This window comes from Sphingobacterium sp. UBA2610 (assembly GCF_002339225.1).
Lineage (GTDB): Bacteria > Bacteroidota > Bacteroidia > Sphingobacteriales > Sphingobacteriaceae > Sphingobacterium > Sphingobacterium multivorum.
In genome coordinates this window covers 108510-126128 of the sequence record NZ_DDKA01000033.1, presented here as the reverse complement: position 1 = coordinate 126128, position 17619 = coordinate 108510, and the positions used below count along the sequence as shown (strand labels likewise).

10 protein-coding genes are annotated in these 17619 nt (G+C 41.0%); 3 read left to right on the top strand and 7 right to left on the bottom strand.

The genetic code is table 11. The annotated features are described in order from the left end of the window. Window positions 1–37 precede the first annotated feature (37 nt). On the bottom strand, window positions 38–673 hold the full coding sequence (locus B4Z47_RS22315) for a hydrolase (RefSeq protein WP_286727920.1): 636 nt from the start codon (window positions 671–673) through the stop codon (window positions 38–40). Window positions 674–1256: 583 nt separating this feature from the next. Between B4Z47_RS22315 and B4Z47_RS22310 the strand changes: the two genes are divergently transcribed. Continuing rightward, window positions 1257–4493 (top strand): SusC/RagA family TonB-linked outer membrane protein, encoded by a 3237-nt coding sequence (locus B4Z47_RS22310; RefSeq protein WP_070567450.1) that lies wholly within the window; start codon window positions 1257–1259, stop codon window positions 4491–4493. Between the two features lie 12 nt (window positions 4494–4505). Then, window positions 4506–6272 carry a RagB/SusD family nutrient uptake outer membrane protein gene (locus B4Z47_RS22305; protein ID WP_070567448.1) on the top strand — a complete coding sequence of 589 codons (1767 nt, stop codon included), beginning with the start codon at window positions 4506–4508 and terminating at the stop codon, window positions 6270–6272. A gap of 106 nt (window positions 6273–6378) precedes the next feature. Here B4Z47_RS22305 and B4Z47_RS22300 read toward each other — a convergent pair whose 3' ends face one another. After that, complete coding sequence (locus tag B4Z47_RS22300) at window positions 6379–7788, bottom strand: alpha-L-fucosidase (protein ID WP_286727919.1); 1410 nt, start codon at window positions 7786–7788, stop codon at window positions 6379–6381. Between the two features lie 334 nt (window positions 7789–8122). Here B4Z47_RS22300 and B4Z47_RS22295 point away from each other — a divergent pair, with 334 nt between their 5' ends. Then, window positions 8123–8932 (top strand): helix-turn-helix domain-containing protein, encoded by an 810-nt coding sequence (locus tag B4Z47_RS22295; RefSeq protein WP_286727918.1) that lies wholly within the window; start codon window positions 8123–8125, stop codon window positions 8930–8932. Window positions 8933–8934: 2 nt separating this feature from the next. Here the strand turns inward: B4Z47_RS22295 and B4Z47_RS22290 are convergent, their stop codons facing one another. The 5 genes from B4Z47_RS22290 to B4Z47_RS22270 all read right to left on the bottom strand — a co-directional run bounded on the left by B4Z47_RS22290 (window position 8935) and on the right by B4Z47_RS22270 (window position 17581). Next, window positions 8935–10059 carry an MBL fold metallo-hydrolase gene (locus B4Z47_RS22290; protein WP_070567656.1) on the bottom strand — a complete coding sequence of 375 codons (1125 nt, stop codon included), beginning with the start codon at window positions 10057–10059 and terminating at the stop codon, window positions 8935–8937. Between the two features lie 232 nt (window positions 10060–10291). Beyond that, window positions 10292–11764, bottom strand: a complete 1473-nt coding sequence (locus B4Z47_RS22285) for a TlpA disulfide reductase family protein (protein WP_070567438.1) — start codon at window positions 11762–11764, stop codon at window positions 10292–10294. 28 nt (window positions 11765–11792) lie between these two features. After that, window positions 11793–13178 (bottom strand): RagB/SusD family nutrient uptake outer membrane protein, encoded by a 1386-nt coding sequence (locus B4Z47_RS22280; protein WP_083296015.1) that lies wholly within the window; start codon window positions 13176–13178, stop codon window positions 11793–11795. 11 nt (window positions 13179–13189) lie between these two features. Further along, on the bottom strand, window positions 13190–16540 hold the full coding sequence (locus tag B4Z47_RS22275; RefSeq protein ID WP_286727917.1) for a SusC/RagA family TonB-linked outer membrane protein: 3351 nt from the start codon (window positions 16538–16540) through the stop codon (window positions 13190–13192). 24 nt (window positions 16541–16564) lie between these two features. Continuing rightward, complete coding sequence (locus B4Z47_RS22270; RefSeq protein ID WP_286727916.1) at window positions 16565–17581, bottom strand: FecR family protein; 1017 nt, start codon at window positions 17579–17581, stop codon at window positions 16565–16567. Window positions 17582–17619: the final 38 nt, after the last annotated feature.

Sequence of the window (17619 nt, the reverse complement as noted above, 5' to 3'; positions counted from 1 at the left end):
AGGTACGATTTTGAATGAGTATTTTTTTACAATTGAATTAACCGTGTTTTAGCATATTGTGGGCGTAATGAATCCCTAAGCCATAGCTGCCACCATGCTTTTTCATGAGATCTGTTACAGCCACATAGGTTTCCTGACGGGCCCAGTCGCGTTGTAATTCCAGAAGGTATTGTACAGCAGTGATCGGTTTTACACCCATATGAATCATTCGTTGCATAGCACGCTCATGTGCCTCTTGACTTACATCACCACAGGCATCGGCAATGACATAAACTTCATATCCCTCCGCTAGTGCAGATAAGGCTGGCCCAACAATACATACACCTGTCCATAGACCGGCCAGTACCAATTTTTTCTTACCTGTGCCTGTTATGGCTTGGTAAGCGGCCTCATCTTCCCAGGTATTCATACTGGTTCGGTCGATATAATCTGTACTGGTTTGTGGATAATATGTCTCAATTTCCGGAAAAACAGGACCTGAAAAGCTTTCTTCCGCGACTGTGGTTACGATGGTCGGCACATTGAAAATCTTGGAAGCTCCGCAGATTACGGCGACATTATTACGGAGTTCTTCCATGGTAATGCTTTTTGTGGCAAATGCCATTTGGCCTTTGAAGTCGATCAATACCAATGCATGGTTGCTTGGCGACAATAGTTCTAGTGATGGTTTCATAAATATGAATTTTTTGTTGTTTGATAATTGTTGAGATTCAAATCTTTTACCTTTTTCCTTATTGTTTTGATTTTTAGTTTTCTATGGTGTTTTGTTGGTTTTTAAAATTGACGATATATCGTCAATTTGTTTTTCGTATTAAAATAATCTGATAAGTCAATGATCTATTCACCGCTTTGGAGTTGCTGTTATCCTTTAGAGATACCCAAAGCATTTGTTGTATACCCAAATTTAGGCGGGCTAATTTTGCTGTTCATTGAACTAGTTCAAGAAAGACAGGGAAAGAAAAAATGTACTAAACAATGGATCTTGCGGAATCCCTTCTCGGTCAATTAGTGTATTTCTGGATGATGAAAAATGGGACTTTAGGTTTTTGAATTGAATGGATTAACTTTTAGGTGTGTCAATACTTGTTTTTATGATTTATGTTATCTAAAAGATAAATTTTGATTATTTAATGGTGTGCTAAACCTGTTTAGGTAGTAATGTTGTTGATATTAATTAAATATTTGTTAACATTACGGTAAATTATAAACCAAGTCAAAGCATCAACTTTGATGCAAAATTCTAAACCAGACTAAAAATGCAAAAAACATTACTAATCAGTATGGCATTGGGTCTCTCATACCCCACTTGGGCTAATGTAGAGCGCGATTATGTCAAATTGAATCAAGAGGTGCACAGTATTGCAGTTCAATCTACCGTGAAAGGGGTGGTAAAAGACAAAAACGGAACAACCTTGTCAGGAATTACCATTACCAATTTAACCAGCCAAAAAACAACCTCAACGAATGTAGCAGGTCAGTTCACGATTGAAGCCACTATAGGGCAAAGACTCAAATTGACAGGGATAGGCTACAGTGAAAAGATCGTCAGCGTGACGGGAGGGCAGATCGATATCATCATGGAATCCAAAGATACCGAACTGGAGGAAGTTGTGGTGGTCGGTTATGGTACGCAGAAAAAAGTGAATCTTACCGGTGCAGTAGACCAAGTGGGATCAGAAGCTTTTGAGGGACGCGTACTGGGTAATGCAAGCCAGATGCTCCAAGGTGTAATTCCTAACTTGAATGTAACTCCTGCAGATGGTAAGCCCAATCGGGCACCAAGTTTCAATATCCGTGGGACAACTTCCATTGGTCAGGGTGGAAGTGCACTTGTGCTTATTGATGGTGTCGAGGGTGACCTTTCGGCGATCAATCCCAATGATATTGAAAGTGTAACTACACTCAAAGATGCGGCTTCATCTGCGATTTACGGCTCCCGCGGTACCTTTGGGGTAGTTTTGGTTACAACGAAACGTGCCAAGTCCGGAAAAACTTCGATCAACTATTCAGGAAGTGGCTCCTTCCAAAAGCCTGTAACGTTGCCCAAATTCGTGACAGATGGTTACGAATATGCTTCGCATTTCTTTACAGCCTATAATGCCTGGAACAATTATTCTTCGATTCCGAGCAAGCTCAACAAGACACAGATCTTTACAACAGATTGGCTGGAAGAATTTAAGAGAAGAAAAGAACAGGGCATTACCGAACAGGTCACTGTCGACGATCAGGGTAATTATGTATACTACGGTAATGAAGATTATTACGGTACGTTGATCAAGGACAATACGTTTGTCCAGGATCACAACCTGTCCATCAGTGGCAATTCAGAAAAAATGGATTACTATATTTCTGGACGTGCTTACGACTACAATGGCCTGTACCGCTACAACAGTGATAAATATAAGACCTATAATACCCGTGCAAAAGCAGGACTTCAGGTCACCGACTGGTTACGGATAAGCAATAATATCGATTTTAATTATGCCAAATACAGAGACCCATCGACTGCTGGTGAAGGTGGAAATATCTGGCGCAATATTGCCGATGAGGGACACCCTTCTTCGCCGATCTTTAACCCTGATGGATCTATGAGCTTCTCTGCAGCCTATACAGTAGGGGATTTTATCTATGGTAAAAATGGTACGAATACGGCTAATCAGGATCTCCGCAACACAACTTCTTTCGAGACTAAGTTTTTCAACAATACGTTCCGCATTAAAGGGGATCTGACTTTTAGAAATCGCGATTTTAATTCGGTAAGAGTCCGTGTGCCTGTTCCGTATAGCACACAGGAGGGAAAAATGTTGCGGTTGGAAACAAGTATGAACGACAATATTTATCAAGTAGACCAACGCTACCGTTACTTGTTTGGAAATCTCTACAGTGAATATGAACGCACAATAGGCGATCATTATTTTAAAGGTTTGCTCGGATACAATTATGAGCAGCGTACGTATAATTCAACCTATATTACCAAAACAGGTCTACTCAATGATGATGTTGAAAATATCAACCTGGCAGTAGGGCAGAATACCACAGCGACAGCGGGATATAACAAGTACCGTAATGTCGGGGTATTTATGCGTGCCAATTATATTTTCAAGGACCGTTACCTTTTTGAATTCAATGGCCGCTACGATGGTTCGTCCAAATTTCCGACAAACCAACGATGGGGACTGTTCCCTTCCGCATCCGTGGGCTGGCGTATTTCTGAAGAGCCATTCTTCCAGGTGGACAAAAGAGCACTTTCTGATCTGAAGTTAAGAGCGTCCTATGGCTCATTGGGTAATGGTAATGTCGATCCGTATTCCTATTTGGATATTTACGAGATCAAGATTATGGATCGGGTATTGAACGGACAGAAGCCGGCATATACCTCGGTACCTAAGGTGATCCCGGATAACTTAACTTGGGAAACAGCGCGCACGGCAAACTTAGGTCTTGATCTATCGTCTTTAAATGGAAAACTGACTTTTACGGGCGATATCTATCAACGCAAGACCTTAAATATGTATACCTTAGGTGTAGCTTTGCCTGACATCTTTGGTGCGGAGTCGCCGAAAGGAAACTATGCTGACATGACCACAAAAGGTTTTGAAGTGAGCCTGACTTATAAGGATAGATTCGATCTGAACGGTAGTCCTTTCAATTGGTCCGTAAGGGGTACTTTGGCTGATTATAGATCCAATATAGACCGTTACGAAAATAAAGAGGGTTTAATCAAAGATGGATCGTATTATGAAGGTCAGCGAATTGGTGAAATATGGGGCTATGTAACGCAGGGTTTATTTCAGAATCAGGCGGAAATTGATGGTGCTGCAAAACAAAAATTGATCAAATCGTCAAACAATGGTACAATATATCCAGGTGACGTACGTTTTGCGGATCTAAATGGTGATGGTGTAATTGATTATGGAAATAATACGATTTATAGCCATGGTGACAGAACTGTAATCGGTAATGCCGATCCACGATATATCTATAGTTTTAACCTTAATCTGGATTGGCAAGGTATCTATTTCTCGTCTTTCTTCCAGGGTGTGGGTAAGCAGAATTGGTATCCGAGCAATGAATCTATTTTTTGGGGACAATACAATCGACCTTACAACAACTTGCCGGAATGGCACCTCAACAATTATTGGACTGAAGACAATCCAAACGGTTATTTTCCTCGTTATGCTGGGTACAATGAATCTATCAAAACAACGCCACAGACAAGATATCTGCAGAACGTAGCCTATATACGGATGAAAAATATACAGATCGGATATAGTTTTCCTAAATCTGTAACCAACAGGTTAAAAATCAGTAGTCTTCGGGCTGGACTCTCGGGCGAAAACTTATGGACCTGGTCGCCTCTTTACAAAAAAACGAAGGATCTCGATGTCGGTAATCTGGGCAAATCTGATCCCGAGATCGGAACGGGTTCTGGCGACGGATTTAACTATCCGATTATGAAGAGTGTTAGTTTTAATTTATCTATTGGCTTATAGTTTTTTAATATCATGAAAAAATTATTTTATATACCTATTGTTGCGCTTTTGTTCTCCTCCTGTGAACTAAACGAGCTGCCGAAGGCAGGTGCCACCGAGGAGGATATCTTCGGGAGCGAAAGTGGATTAAAAAATTACAGCAACTCATTCTATCGGAATATTACCTCTGGTAGTGACGCTTATAAAGGTGACGCTATGGCTGACTATTCGGCCGTAAATAGCCTCAATGATTTTATGGTCGGCGGCGCTTACAGTGCTGAGATCAGTTCGGGGTGGTCCTGGACTACCCTGCGTAATATCAACCAATTGATAGCTAAATGTAATAGTCCCAAATTGAGCGATGCCATCAAAAATAATTATATCGGCTTAGCCCGCTTTTTCAGAGCTTGGTTCTATTATGAGAAAGTAGTTCGTTTTGGCGATGTGCCTTGGGTAGATCACCCTTTGGCGGTTGATGAGACGGATATTCTTAAAGCACCACGGGATTCGCGCGAAGTGGTCATGAAACACATCATGGAAGATCTGGACTTTGCCTACGCCAATATCACAAATACGGCGGGCGACGGTAGTACGGTTAATAAATGGACAGCACTGGGTTTGAAGACCCGAATCGCGCTGTTCGAAGGAACATTTCGTAAATACCAAAAGCTCAATTTGGCTACACAGCCGGAAGTATTTTTCCAGATGGCGGTAGACGCTGGCAAGATTTTAATGGAAAATGGTCCTTATGGGCTTAATATCTCCGCAGATCCTAAAACATCACAGCGACAGTTGTTTACCAGTAATACTCCAGTGACAAAAGAGGTTATGTTGGCCGTAACTTTCAGTAAAGATCTTGCGCTTTTGAACGACGCCAACTGGTGGTGGACATCTGCAACCTACGGTCCACGTTTAAGTTTGGTAAGGCCTTTTATCAATAGTTTTTTGAATGTTGACGGTACTCCTTATACGGATAGACCGAACTTTCAGACTGAGGAATTCTATGAGGAGTGTCAAAATCGCGACTTGCGCTTGGCGCAGTTGATCCGGACGCCAGGATATTCCCGTAATGGACAGCCTGCTCCCCCAAATTTTGCAAGTTTTACTTATACGGGGTATCAACCGATCAAGTATACTTTAGACGATCCCTATTACGACAATGGCGGTTACAATACTAATGCAGTTCCTTTAATGCGTTATGCTGAAATACTATTAAATTATGCTGAAGCGAAACAGGAACTAGGTACGTTCAATGATGCGGATTGGTCGAAAACTATTGGAGCATTACGTTCAAGGGCAGGAATAACAAGTGGAACGAATACACTGCCAACCAAAGTGGATACCTACTTGAAAAATACCTTCTTCCCCGAAGTCAATAGCCCCGTGCTTTTAGAAATACGTCGTGAAAGACAGGTGGAATTAGCCCTGGAGGGTTTCCGTTTCAATGATTTGAAGCGATGGAAACTTGGACCGCTTATGGCAAATTTGCCTTGGACGGGAATTTATATCCCTGCTTTAGATAAGCTGATTGATATCGACCACAATGGAACTCCAGATGTCGTGTTCTATGATGGAAGTAAATCAGCTCCTTCGATAACTGTTCCTGCAGGAGTAGCCAAGGTGGCTATAGGGGGTAAAAGTACCAATTTCCAGACAATGACTTCGGACAATCACCTGGAATGGTTTAAAGCTGTGAAGCGTACTTGGGATGACAACAACAAGCAATACCTTTACCCAATTCCGTCTGCAGCGATTGTGCTGAACGGAAATCTGACACAAAACCCAGGTTGGAGTAAATAGGAATTTAACTTATTAGTCCCAATAAAAGAAGGCTCCTTGCATTGCAAGGAGCCTCTTTTTACTACTAAGGGTGTATTGTTCAGTTTGATGAAAGTTTTTTGGCTTGTTAGCGTCTTTCTTGGTAAACGCCGATTTCGTTTACGACCGCATGACCTTTTTCAGGTTTGATGCTGAAGCGTAATTTTTGTCCCAGTACTTCATCAAAGCGGAAGATCTTGATGCGGCCCTGTTGTACCGCTGTAACCGCGATAGGATGCCATTTTCCATCTTTCAGATAGGATAAGTTATACTGTGAAGGATTGTCTTTTCCTTCGGTAATAACAACACTATTGAAAGCTTTACTACGTTCAAAATCCAATTCATACCATACTTCATCTTTGACTGCCGGATTGGAGACCCAGGCACTACCAAAGTTATCGTCGTTGGCAAAATCCATAATGTTCATATCTTCGCTCCAGCTACTGTATGAAGGTACTTGTTTGGCCATATTGTGGTCGACTATTGGTGCCTGGTAACTTGGTAATGAGTTGTAGCTGGGTTTATTTTTGTATAATGTACCGATTGTCTTCAGTGCATCAAGCGCATTTTGATCCATCAGACCATCACTATTTGGTGCTACATTGAGCATAAAGTTGCAATACGCGTTGTTGTACGGAATTACAAATTTCTCGACCAATTCATTGACATTTTTAACTGGGGTGTTCGGAAACGATGTTTTCCAGAACCAATTTTGCTGTAAGGGAAGACAGGCCATTGCCGGCAATTTGTTATGCTCCTTGGAGATAAATTGACCCGCGCCTTGTTCGTACGATTTGATATCGGTGTAAAACAACGCATCACCGGGGTATTTTGCCGAATTGAGATCCATCAACAAACATTTCGGTTGGAGTGATTTGACAAGATAATAGATGTCATCGAAAGGAACATCATCGTACGAAATACGCGACCAAGGGGCGTCCCATCCATCAATGACCAAGGCGTCGATTTCTCCGTATTGGGTCAACAATTCCGTCAGCTGATCTTTGATCAATTGGATATGCGCTTTGGTAATGGTATGTGGACGTATGCCCTGATGCATATCCAAAATGGAATAATAAAGCATAACACGCAAACCATTTTTGCGGAAAGCATCCGTAAATTCTTTAACAACATCACGATGTAAAGGCGTGTTCATTACATTATAATCTGTTGTTTTGGTATTCCAGATCGGGAAGCCACTATGGTGCTTGGTGGTTAGGCAACCATAGCTCATATTGGCCGATTTGGCAGCTTTAGCCCATTGATCTGCGTTGAGCTTCGGAGATTTGAACAGTTCAAGTGCGGCATTGGGATCGGACCAGTCTTGTTCCATAAAAGTTGGCATGCCATAATGGATGAACATACCGAATCCAAGATTGACAAAGTCGAGCTGACTCTGTTCGAGGACCTTCTTTGAAAAAACGGATTGTGCAAATAGCGTGTTGCCCAGTAAAAGAAAAGATAGGCAGTAAAGTAGAGCATGTGAAATTTTGGACATAATTTATGAAGTTGTTATGCTGTAAAGGTAGGCCATGTTTGTGTTATTTAAGCCTAATGGAAGAAATAGTAATCAGTCCGAATGGTTTCGTAATGAAATACAAATTTTTATGGACGAGAAGTGTCTTGATTGAACCGCAGGCTTTATTAAAATTGGTGGATTTCTGTGTGGCATTTTTTGCGATTTGATTTGAGCTGTGCGGCAAATATATTTTGAGCTTTTGGACAACTAGACTTTGCAAAAGGTATGAGATATTTGCTACCTTTAGACTGGGACTGATTTTAGCGATTGGTACCCATAGTCGCATAGCCGTTTAAAATAAATCGTATTGAGCATGGAAGAGAGAGATTTTGGGAATGCCTTTTTGTATTCCTGTTATGTCGAGAAAGCATTTGGGCACGAACAGTTCATTCCCGAACATGTCGTTTTTTTTCAGTTATCTGGTGAAACACATCTGGACCATCAGAAAGGAAAATTGGTGGCGACAGAAGGGCAGATTGTGGTTGCCCGTAGAAACCAACTGGCCAAAGCTTTTAAATATCCCGCGAAAAATAATATTTACAAATCTGTTTCAGTATTGCTGGGGGCTGATCGGCTAAAGCAATACGCGATGGACCATCACCTCAGTTCGGACAAAAAGTATCAGGGTGAGTCCAATGTTGTACTGGAAAGTAACCTGTTTATAAAAAGTTATTTTGAGTCATTGACCCCCTATGCGGAAGCCATCGACCGAGTGAGCCCGCAGATGGAAAATATCAAGATCTATGAATTGATCACCTTGTTGTTGGAAAGCTATCCACAGTTAAAAGACCTGCTTTTTGACTTTTCGGAGCCGCATAAGATTGATCTCGAGCAGTTTATGGTTAAAAACTATCGGTACAATGTGCCTTTAGAAAACTTTGCGAAACTAACAGGGCGGAGTTTAGCAAGCTTTAAACGTGATTTTGAGAAAATATTCCAGACCTCTCCCCGAAAATGGCTGCAAGAAAGACGTCTTTCTGAGGCTTATTATCTAATTGAAAATAAGCGACAAAAACCTGCTGATTTTTATCTTGATCTGGGTTTTGAAAACCTTTCTCATTTTTATGCTTCTTTCAAGGAGAAGTTTGGCATAACACCAGCGACTATCAATTCCGTTGCTTAAAATTATTTCCGCCACCAATAACTAGGTGTTAAAGGGGGCTGATCGAGGTCAATGACCTGGCCGATTATGGGGGTAAGCAAAGGCTGTTGTTGTTGTGTTGCTTCCTTAGAAATGCGTTCTAAAGGTTCATTCCAGGCATGATTGGCCAACACAAACTTGGACGAATGAACCGGAAACAGTAAGGAAGCTTTGAGATCATGTGCCGCTTGGACAACCTCCTCCGGCATCATGTGTATATGTTTCCAGCTGAGGTCGTATTGGCCATTCTCCAATATAGCCAGGTCAAAAGGGCCCAATTGATTACCTATCTCTTTGAAGTGGTTATCGTAGCCGCTGTCCCCGCCTAAATAGAGCCGCATGGAAGGTGTCTGGAGCGCATAGGATGCCCATAATGTGTTGGCAGTGAATATACTGCGGCCTGAAAAATGTCTGGCGGGCGCAACTGTTACACTGAAACCATCACCCAAGTTGATTTCGTCCCACCAATCTTTTTCGATGATCTGTTCAGGACGATATCCCCAATATTCAAGATGGGAGCCAACACCAAGGCCAACAATGACTTTTCCAACCCGGGGTTGTAGTGCCTTTAACGTCTTATAATCCATGTGATCATAATGGTCATGTGATATAAATAGATAGTCAATCGGCGGTAGAGCAGATACGGTAGAGACATCGGCTCCTTTAAACGCTTTTACACTTCCTGGAATAGGGGAAGCACTGCCACTAAGAACAGGATCGACGAGTATGTTCTTACCATCGAGACGAAGGAAATAAGAGGAGTGACCAAACCAAACAAGCCCATGAGGCTGACTTAACAACTTTTCCCAGTCGATATCCACTGTTGGTATAGTATGTTTGGGACTTGTTTCGTTCGAGCGCTTAAAAAAATAATCGTATAGGGCTACGGTCCAGGGCTGCGTGAGCTGTGGTGTAGGGCTGCTATTCTGGAATTTTCCGTCTTTAAACTGTTTCGATAGCTGTATGCGTTGAAGTCTTTCACCCGAGGGTCTTTTGCCGAATTGTGGATGCATCATATATAGTCCGATAAGAGCGATGAGAACTCCCAGTCCTAAGATTGTTCTTTTCAAAAATAGAAGCCACTTCTTCCTGTTGTTTCTTGTTGCCATCTGCATATTGTATAGCAACAAAGATAAGACTGCTTAGACAGATCTATTTTTGCTGATAGCTCAAATTTATGTGCTGTATGGCTCATTTCGGCGGATTCATCCGATCCACAATATAAAGAAAGTCTTAAAGCCCATAAAAATTCTTCTTTTACGCTCGGGAGTTGGTTGGATTATAGTTGGCTGGATATTAAAAAAAAGGGGGCTGTCCGATCTTTTTGGACGCCCCCTTTTTTTACCCTTTGTAAGGTTTTTTAGCGGCTTCGATGAGCTCTTTCATTTCTAATTTAATGTAATCTACATTTGGGGTAGATCCCGTAAGAAAATAACGTATATTTCCTTCCTTATCAATAATAAATTTTGCTGGAATTCCTTTGACTCCGAATTTCGCGGCCATAACTTCTCCGGTTTGTGGATCTTTTTGATCGTCATAGAGAACTTCAAAAGGATAATTATTCTTGGTGATAAAGGATATCACATTTTCCTTATAGTTCTTATCACGCTCCCAGGTATTCATGAATAAGAATTGTACATCCTTATCATCTGCATAAGAGTCCTGTGCTGCCTTCATTCCTGGGAATGAACGGATACATGGCTGACACCAAGTTGCCCAAAAATCCAATACCACAACTTTTCCCTTTAAACTGGCTAGGGATACTTTTTCGCCTTTAAGATTGAGTAATTCAAAATTAGGTGCAGGTTTAAAAGTTGCCATTTCTTTGATATGGTTGCGAATGTTTTGCGTTAACTCTATTTTTAAGGATGCATTAAAATTCTCGTAACCTTGAACAGATCCATTCAATTCAGTATATAATTTTTTAAGATCATTTTCGACCGCAAATTGTCCTTTAGCATATAACTTGGTGAGAATATTATATGCCTCAAGCTTTCTTCCTGTGCCCATTAAAGATTTGTAGTATACCATCGCTAGACCATCCGCTTGCTCTGGTGCTGCATTTAATGCATTTTCTATATAACCTAGTGCTTCTGTAAATTTTTTCTGTGAAACAAGTATATTGACATAAGCTGACATGGAGCTTGCATATCCCATGGCCGCAAACCGAGCCTTATTGTCTTTTTGATTCTCTGGAAGGGTTAAATAGTAATAACTATCATCCATAGCAGTTTTTAAGAGTGGTGCTGCAGTAGTCGTATCACCTGTCCTCAGGAGGATTTGACCAACAGGGATATATCCATTTCCGCGCCAGAATCGTTCTTTCATTTCTCCTAGATAGTATATTGCTTTTTGTGCATTCCCATCGTTCGCGAAACTTTGTGCTAAATTAGCCAATACATAATCATAAGTCAGTGGTTCTTCCTTGAAGTTTTTAACTGGCCATTTTTTGATAAGGTCGTTATACGCTTTTTCTTTTTGTACTGGCGTACTTGCATTGTAAAAAACATCTGTGATAAAGGCATCACGGGTTAGTGATCCTTTTGGATATTTTTTCTTAGCCAGTACTTCTGCAGATGCCTGCAGATCTTCCTTCCCTAAAGAACGCAAAATGTTGATTGTAGTACGGTAGTCTTCTTCCGATTTATACGTCTTTAATTCGCTCATTAATACATTAGCAAGCGAATCCTTTTGTACCAACGTACCTTTTTCTATAATGGGGAGATACTGTTGGTATTTGTTTTTTGCTGGTTGTTGTGCAAAAGATGCTGTTAGCGAAAACACCAACGCAGCCGTTAAGATTTTTGTTTTCATTTTTTGTCTGTATGATTTTTTAAATTCATTAATCTTCGTATCCTGGATTCTGTGTCAGTTTATTGTTGATCAAAATCTGGGCTTGTGGAATAGGATACAAGACATCCGTGGCCTGCCAGTTTGATTTGATTGGAGACAATACAGCGGTAGCACGATCGGTCCGCTTGAGGTCGAGCCAACGATGGCCGAACTCACCGAAAAATTCGTGCAGGCGTTCCATTTCTATTGCAGATAGTAATTGTGTTTGGTTTAAGCTTGAATTAAGTCCTGCAAGTCCAGCGCGAGAACGGACAGCATCCACATCTGTTCGGGCTTCGGCAAGTTTTCCCAGTTTAGCCCTCGCTTCCGCGCGAATAAGATACTGCTCGGCTAAGCGAAGCATAATATGGTATTCGGAACCTGTTCCCGAGGATACTTTATATTTGGTTATGGCATAATAGATTTTGTTGGAGACCGTTTTTGAACTTGTCCAATTTGTTTTTCTTAAGTCAACCGTCGGAGATGTCTCAAAGCTATTATACACAGCGTCCGGTAGAGTGTAGCCGGGTGTAGCTGTAGCCGCGGTAATATAATTGGAGCCAAATGTCGTTACTCCCGTTTGATTGCCAAGTTGAAGAATAACCTCATTACTTGAGTTTACAAAATTTTTATCTGGTGTCGGCATGCCATAATCAGATGACTGTAATACTTTGGTCGCATAAGATTCGGCATTTTGATAATCCTTTTGGTAGAGATAAACTCTTGCCAATAGTGCGCTTGCAGCAGTTTTGTTAGCTCTTCCTCTCGGGCTTGCCGTTGCATCATAGGCCGTCGCCATCTTACTTTCCGCATCTTTTAGATCAGCAATAATCTGATCATATACTTGCTGTGCAGAAGTTCGCGGAAGAATTGCATCTTCAAAAGCGTGGAGGTCATCACGTAATTGCAATGGCACATCACCATAGAGGTTGACGAGATAGAAATAGGTATAAGCCCTAAAAAATTTCGCTTCGCCCAGGAGCTGATCTTTTACACTTGGGGTAAGGCTGGTGGATGCTTCGAGACCCGATATCGCATTGTTTGCATTCTTGATAAGTTGGTAGCAATTTGACCAGAAATTAGCGACATTCCCATTTGTGTTCAGCAGGTTATTGCTGGCGAATTCCGAGGTATTTGCATCAGCCGCATTGTATTGAAGGTCGTCTGCAGCGATTCCTGTATAAAAGGTTGAAGTCCCGGCGAGATTGATGCTTAATGTTGTGGTATACAATCCGCGTATAACACTATTTGCAGAAGCATCTGTAGAGAATGCTTCGCCAGCTACAACTTGTGTCGGTGGAGCGCCCAATTCCACAAATTTTTCGCAGGAGCTGGTCAAAAGACTTCCACTGGTAATTGCTAATAATAATATGTTTTTATTGATGTTTAATTTCATGATCTCTAGTTTTAAAATTGACAGTTAAATCCAAATACAATCGTCCGCAATGGAGGCAATACTTGGGCAATCGTTCCAGTTCCTAAACCAGATGGACCGCCTTGCACGGTCGTTTCGGTATCCAGGACATATTTGTTCTTGGCCCAAGTAAAGAGATTTTGCCCTTGCATAAATACATTACAATTAGACATTTTTAATCTCGAAGTCCAGCTTTTGGGCAGGTTGTAAGATAAATTGACAGACCTCAATTTAATATAGGAAGCATCCCCATAGACAGCATCAGAGCTGGTATATTGATTATAAGAGTTGCTTAATGCAACTCCATCAGCTGAAGATGCCGGTATTGTCGGGATAATTGCTCCCGGGATATTGGTATTGCTGTTATTTGGTGTCCATCTGTCCAACCAGTAATCATTTTGGTTGAGCATAGCACCAGGTCTCGTGTTGAGGATTTTAGTTACTCCAAAGCGGTGGTTAAATTGAAAGAATACGCCGAGCTCGAAGCCTTTGTAGGAAAAAGTATTGTTAAATCCACCATAGAAAGGTGTACCTAAGTTAGCAACGTATCGGTCATCGCCCGTTATAGCCCCATCGCCATTGCGGTCTTCGTATAACGCTCTTCCTGTTGCGGGGTCTACACCTTGATAGTGATACAAACGGACCATATTGAGCGGCTCGCCAACTAGAAAGCTACTTGAATAAAATGTGTTTTCAATTCCAGGAAATTCGACAAGTTTGTTTTTATAAAACGTGAAATTAGCAGATGTTTTCCATGTAAAATTTTCATTTGTAATATTGGTGGTGTTCAACTCCAATTCCAAGCCTGTATTTTGGATCAATGCCGGTAGGTTTTCTTTGTAACTGTTGTAGCCCGTTTGAGTACTTAAAACTAAATCAGTTATCTGGTCAGAAGAACGATTTCTGAAAAAGTTTCCAGTAAACAAAATTCGATCTTTCAAGAAACCTAGATCTAAAGCAAACTCCAGTTTTTTGGTTGTTTCCCACTTGATATATTCATTTGGAAGTGTTCCAATATTCATGGAAGGATTATTCAGATATGCGGTTGTTGAAGAGTAGAGTGGAAGATAAAGGTAATTTGAAATTTGATCATTACCTGTAGTTCCATAGCTCGCTCTCAATTTACCAAAACTTAAAAACGTTAGATTATCTTGTATAAAATCCTCTTTTCCAAAGACCCATCCTAGCCCTATTGCTCCAAAATTTCCGAATCGGTTTTTAGGTCCAAAACGAGATGAGCCATCTCTTCTAAAAGTTCCATTAAACAAATATTTCTCTTTCCAGTCGTAATTTACTTTTCCGAATAGTGCATTGTATTTGTAATATACGAGGTTATTGCTGGCAGTGAATAATCCTGCGGCACTGAGCGAACCTAAAAGTGCATCGTTTGAATAATTAGAACCATTGGTTGTCTGTGAACGGGATGAATTTTGCTGAAAACTTGTTCCAATTAATGCCGTAAATTTACCTTCGCCGATACTTTTTACATAATCCAATGTCGGTTCAATAATCCAATTTTCGGCCTTTGTATTAGAGAAACTGGAAGATCCAAGCGGGTTGGAGACGGTGTTGTTTAAGGAAGTAATTGGGCGTTGATTATTTTGGTTCAACTGTGTGATGGTATAGCCAAAATTTGCTTTTGCAGTCAGTCCAGGTATAATTTTGTAACTCAGATTGGCATTTGAGATCAGATTATTGGTATTACCAAAGTATTTCCGTTCGAGCAAGGCGATTGGGTTGTCAATAAAAGCTGATGACGGTAACCAATAGTATTTTCCATTGTCACCATAGATTGGATAATTGGGGGGCAAATTGTAGAGAGATGTGACATCAGAGGAAGGCATATCGGAATTGTCGTTGGCATAGCTAACTGATAAAGCGGCATTGAATTTTTTGTCAGAGGAGGTGTGATCCAAGTTTAACCGTGAGGTAAAGCGACTGTTTTTGCTATCTCCATAAAAAACAGTACTCTCGCGTCTATATCCCGAATTAAAGAAAAAGCGGGTAGATTCGTTTCCACCAGACATATTCGCTTGAACGTCGGTAATATGTCCTTTGTTTCCAATCAGCATTTTCTGCCAATCTGTCGATTTGTTCTGATCCCATAACATAAGATCTGGAGCGTTATCGGCTGTAGGTGTAACTCCAGCATTAGCAAAAGCCTCTTTTCTTAGCGTGAGATATTGTTCTAGGTTCAACATAGGGATAAAGTGGTTGACCTCGGTAAATCCGGTGTTAAAGTTGACACCAATGCGAGTACGACCTGCAGATCCTTTTTTTGTGGTGATCAATACGACACCATTTGCGCCCCGGCTACCATAGATCGCTGTAGCGTCGGCATCTTTCAAGACATCGATACGTTCAATATCCGCTGGATTAATCATGCTGAAGGGACTTAAGCCGCCTGAAGAAGCTGAGATACCAAATGAATTGAGGTTATCTGTTGCAGGTTGTCCGCCGTTAAAATTGGTAAATGGAACTCCATCAACCACGTATAGCGGTATTGAACCAGAGGTTGTTCCACTTAATGACGCTTGATTCCTAATCTGAATCTGAACAGCACTTCCGGGCACACCATTGTTTTGGGCGATCAATACACCGGACATTCTTCCCGATAGTGCGGCAAGGGGATTACTTACAGGTTGAGAGGTAATGTCCTTCGCTGTGATCGAAGCAACTGATCCCGTATTCAGTCTACGTGTTGTCGTACCGTAGCCAATAACAACCACTTCTTCTAAGCTTCCTTCTTCCGGTTTCAGTTTAATAGGAGTAGAATTGGCAATAAGCTGCTTTGCAGTGATATCAACCTTCTGATAACCAATAAAAGAAAAAGTAATAATGACATCGTCATTTGGAATACGCAGCCCCCATTGTCCATTGACATCCGTTGCGGTACTCGTTTGCATATTGCGGTATTCTGCTTTTTGCCAGTCCTTTATGATAACAGATACTCCTGCCAAAGGCGTTCCATTTTCATTGACTACTTGGCCCGCAATGTGTTGCTGATTCTGTTTTTTTTCTTTTATAGCGATAATATCATTGTCCAATACTTCCCATGTTAGGTTGCTCCCGGCCAGAGACTGGGAAAGAAGATCTTTTACACTGATTTTCTTTCCAACAATATTGATTGTCGAGTTTGGGAGAGTCGATTTGCTAAAGAACATTTTGTATTTGCTCTTGTCATTGATTGTTTGAAATACATCTTCGAGTTTTCCTCCCTGGACGGAGACATCAATTTTTTCAGTTTGAGAATAGGCGAAGCTCTGTATATGCATGGCGCTAAGACAAATGAGCAGTAAAGCCAATCTCGACTCTTTTCTAAATTTGGGTTTTGTTTTGTTCATGTGAGTTATATAGGTTGATTGTTTTTAGAATAGTTGTATTTGATTTTTCCCCGTTTTTTTAATTTGAAAGTAATTGACAGTTTGTAATGCTTTTAGGATATTTTCTAGTTGTTCGTTTTCGAATGTTGCTGAGTAGCGTTGGTTGGCAACTGCTTTGTATGTAATTTTAATTTCCACGCCATACATGCGCTCTAGCTTTAAGGCGATATCCAGTAATCTATCATCTTGAATGGTAATCCGATTTAATAACCATTCGGTTTCTAAAGCGGATCCGTCTTTTTCAGAGATGGAAAATGGCTGAATAGCTATTGCCATGGGAGCCGATGCGGTTTTAGTAGTTGTCGATGGGAATTCCTTTTCAACTCCATATACCTTTCTGATCACAAACTTTTCTTTGGGCTTTAATATAAATTTCTGATTGTCAGTTCCTTTTTTCCAAATGGATACTTTGCCACGTACCAAAGCTGTTTCGGCATTATTTTCTTCGGCATAATCGCGCACATTGAAAGCGGTTCCCAGAACGCTAATTTCCATTCTTGGTGTATGAATAAGGAAGGGCTTGGATGGATTTTTGGCGACATCGAAAAATGCTTCCCCGATCAAAGTAACTTCACGTGTGCTGGAATCTTTGAATGAGGCGGGGTAGATTATTTTGCTCGACGCATTAAGTGTAACTTTTGTACCGTCTTCTAGAACAATTCGCTGCTGTTGTCCGTTTGTTAGCGTTAGTTCTTGATTGTTTGATTGCGTAATTTTGTAAAGATAAAGAGATGTAAAAGCGATACAGAGGATAGCTGCAGCTGCTGCAATTCTAGGGAAATTGAATATTTTCTGATTCCTCCGAGTCAGTTTCTTTATAATTCTGCCATGAATGCGTGCTTTGAGTGCTTTCTGTACATGATCGGGTAGTGTTTTGCTTAAATTCGGTCGGGATGAAAATGAATCGAAAAAACGTTCCACGACGTCTATTTCTTCCGAATTGGCTTCGCCTTTTAAGTATTTGTCAATTAGCTTTTCGAGCTCTTGGTTAGGATATTGCATATGATTAGTACAATGTTCACTTAAATAGTGCCCCTAAC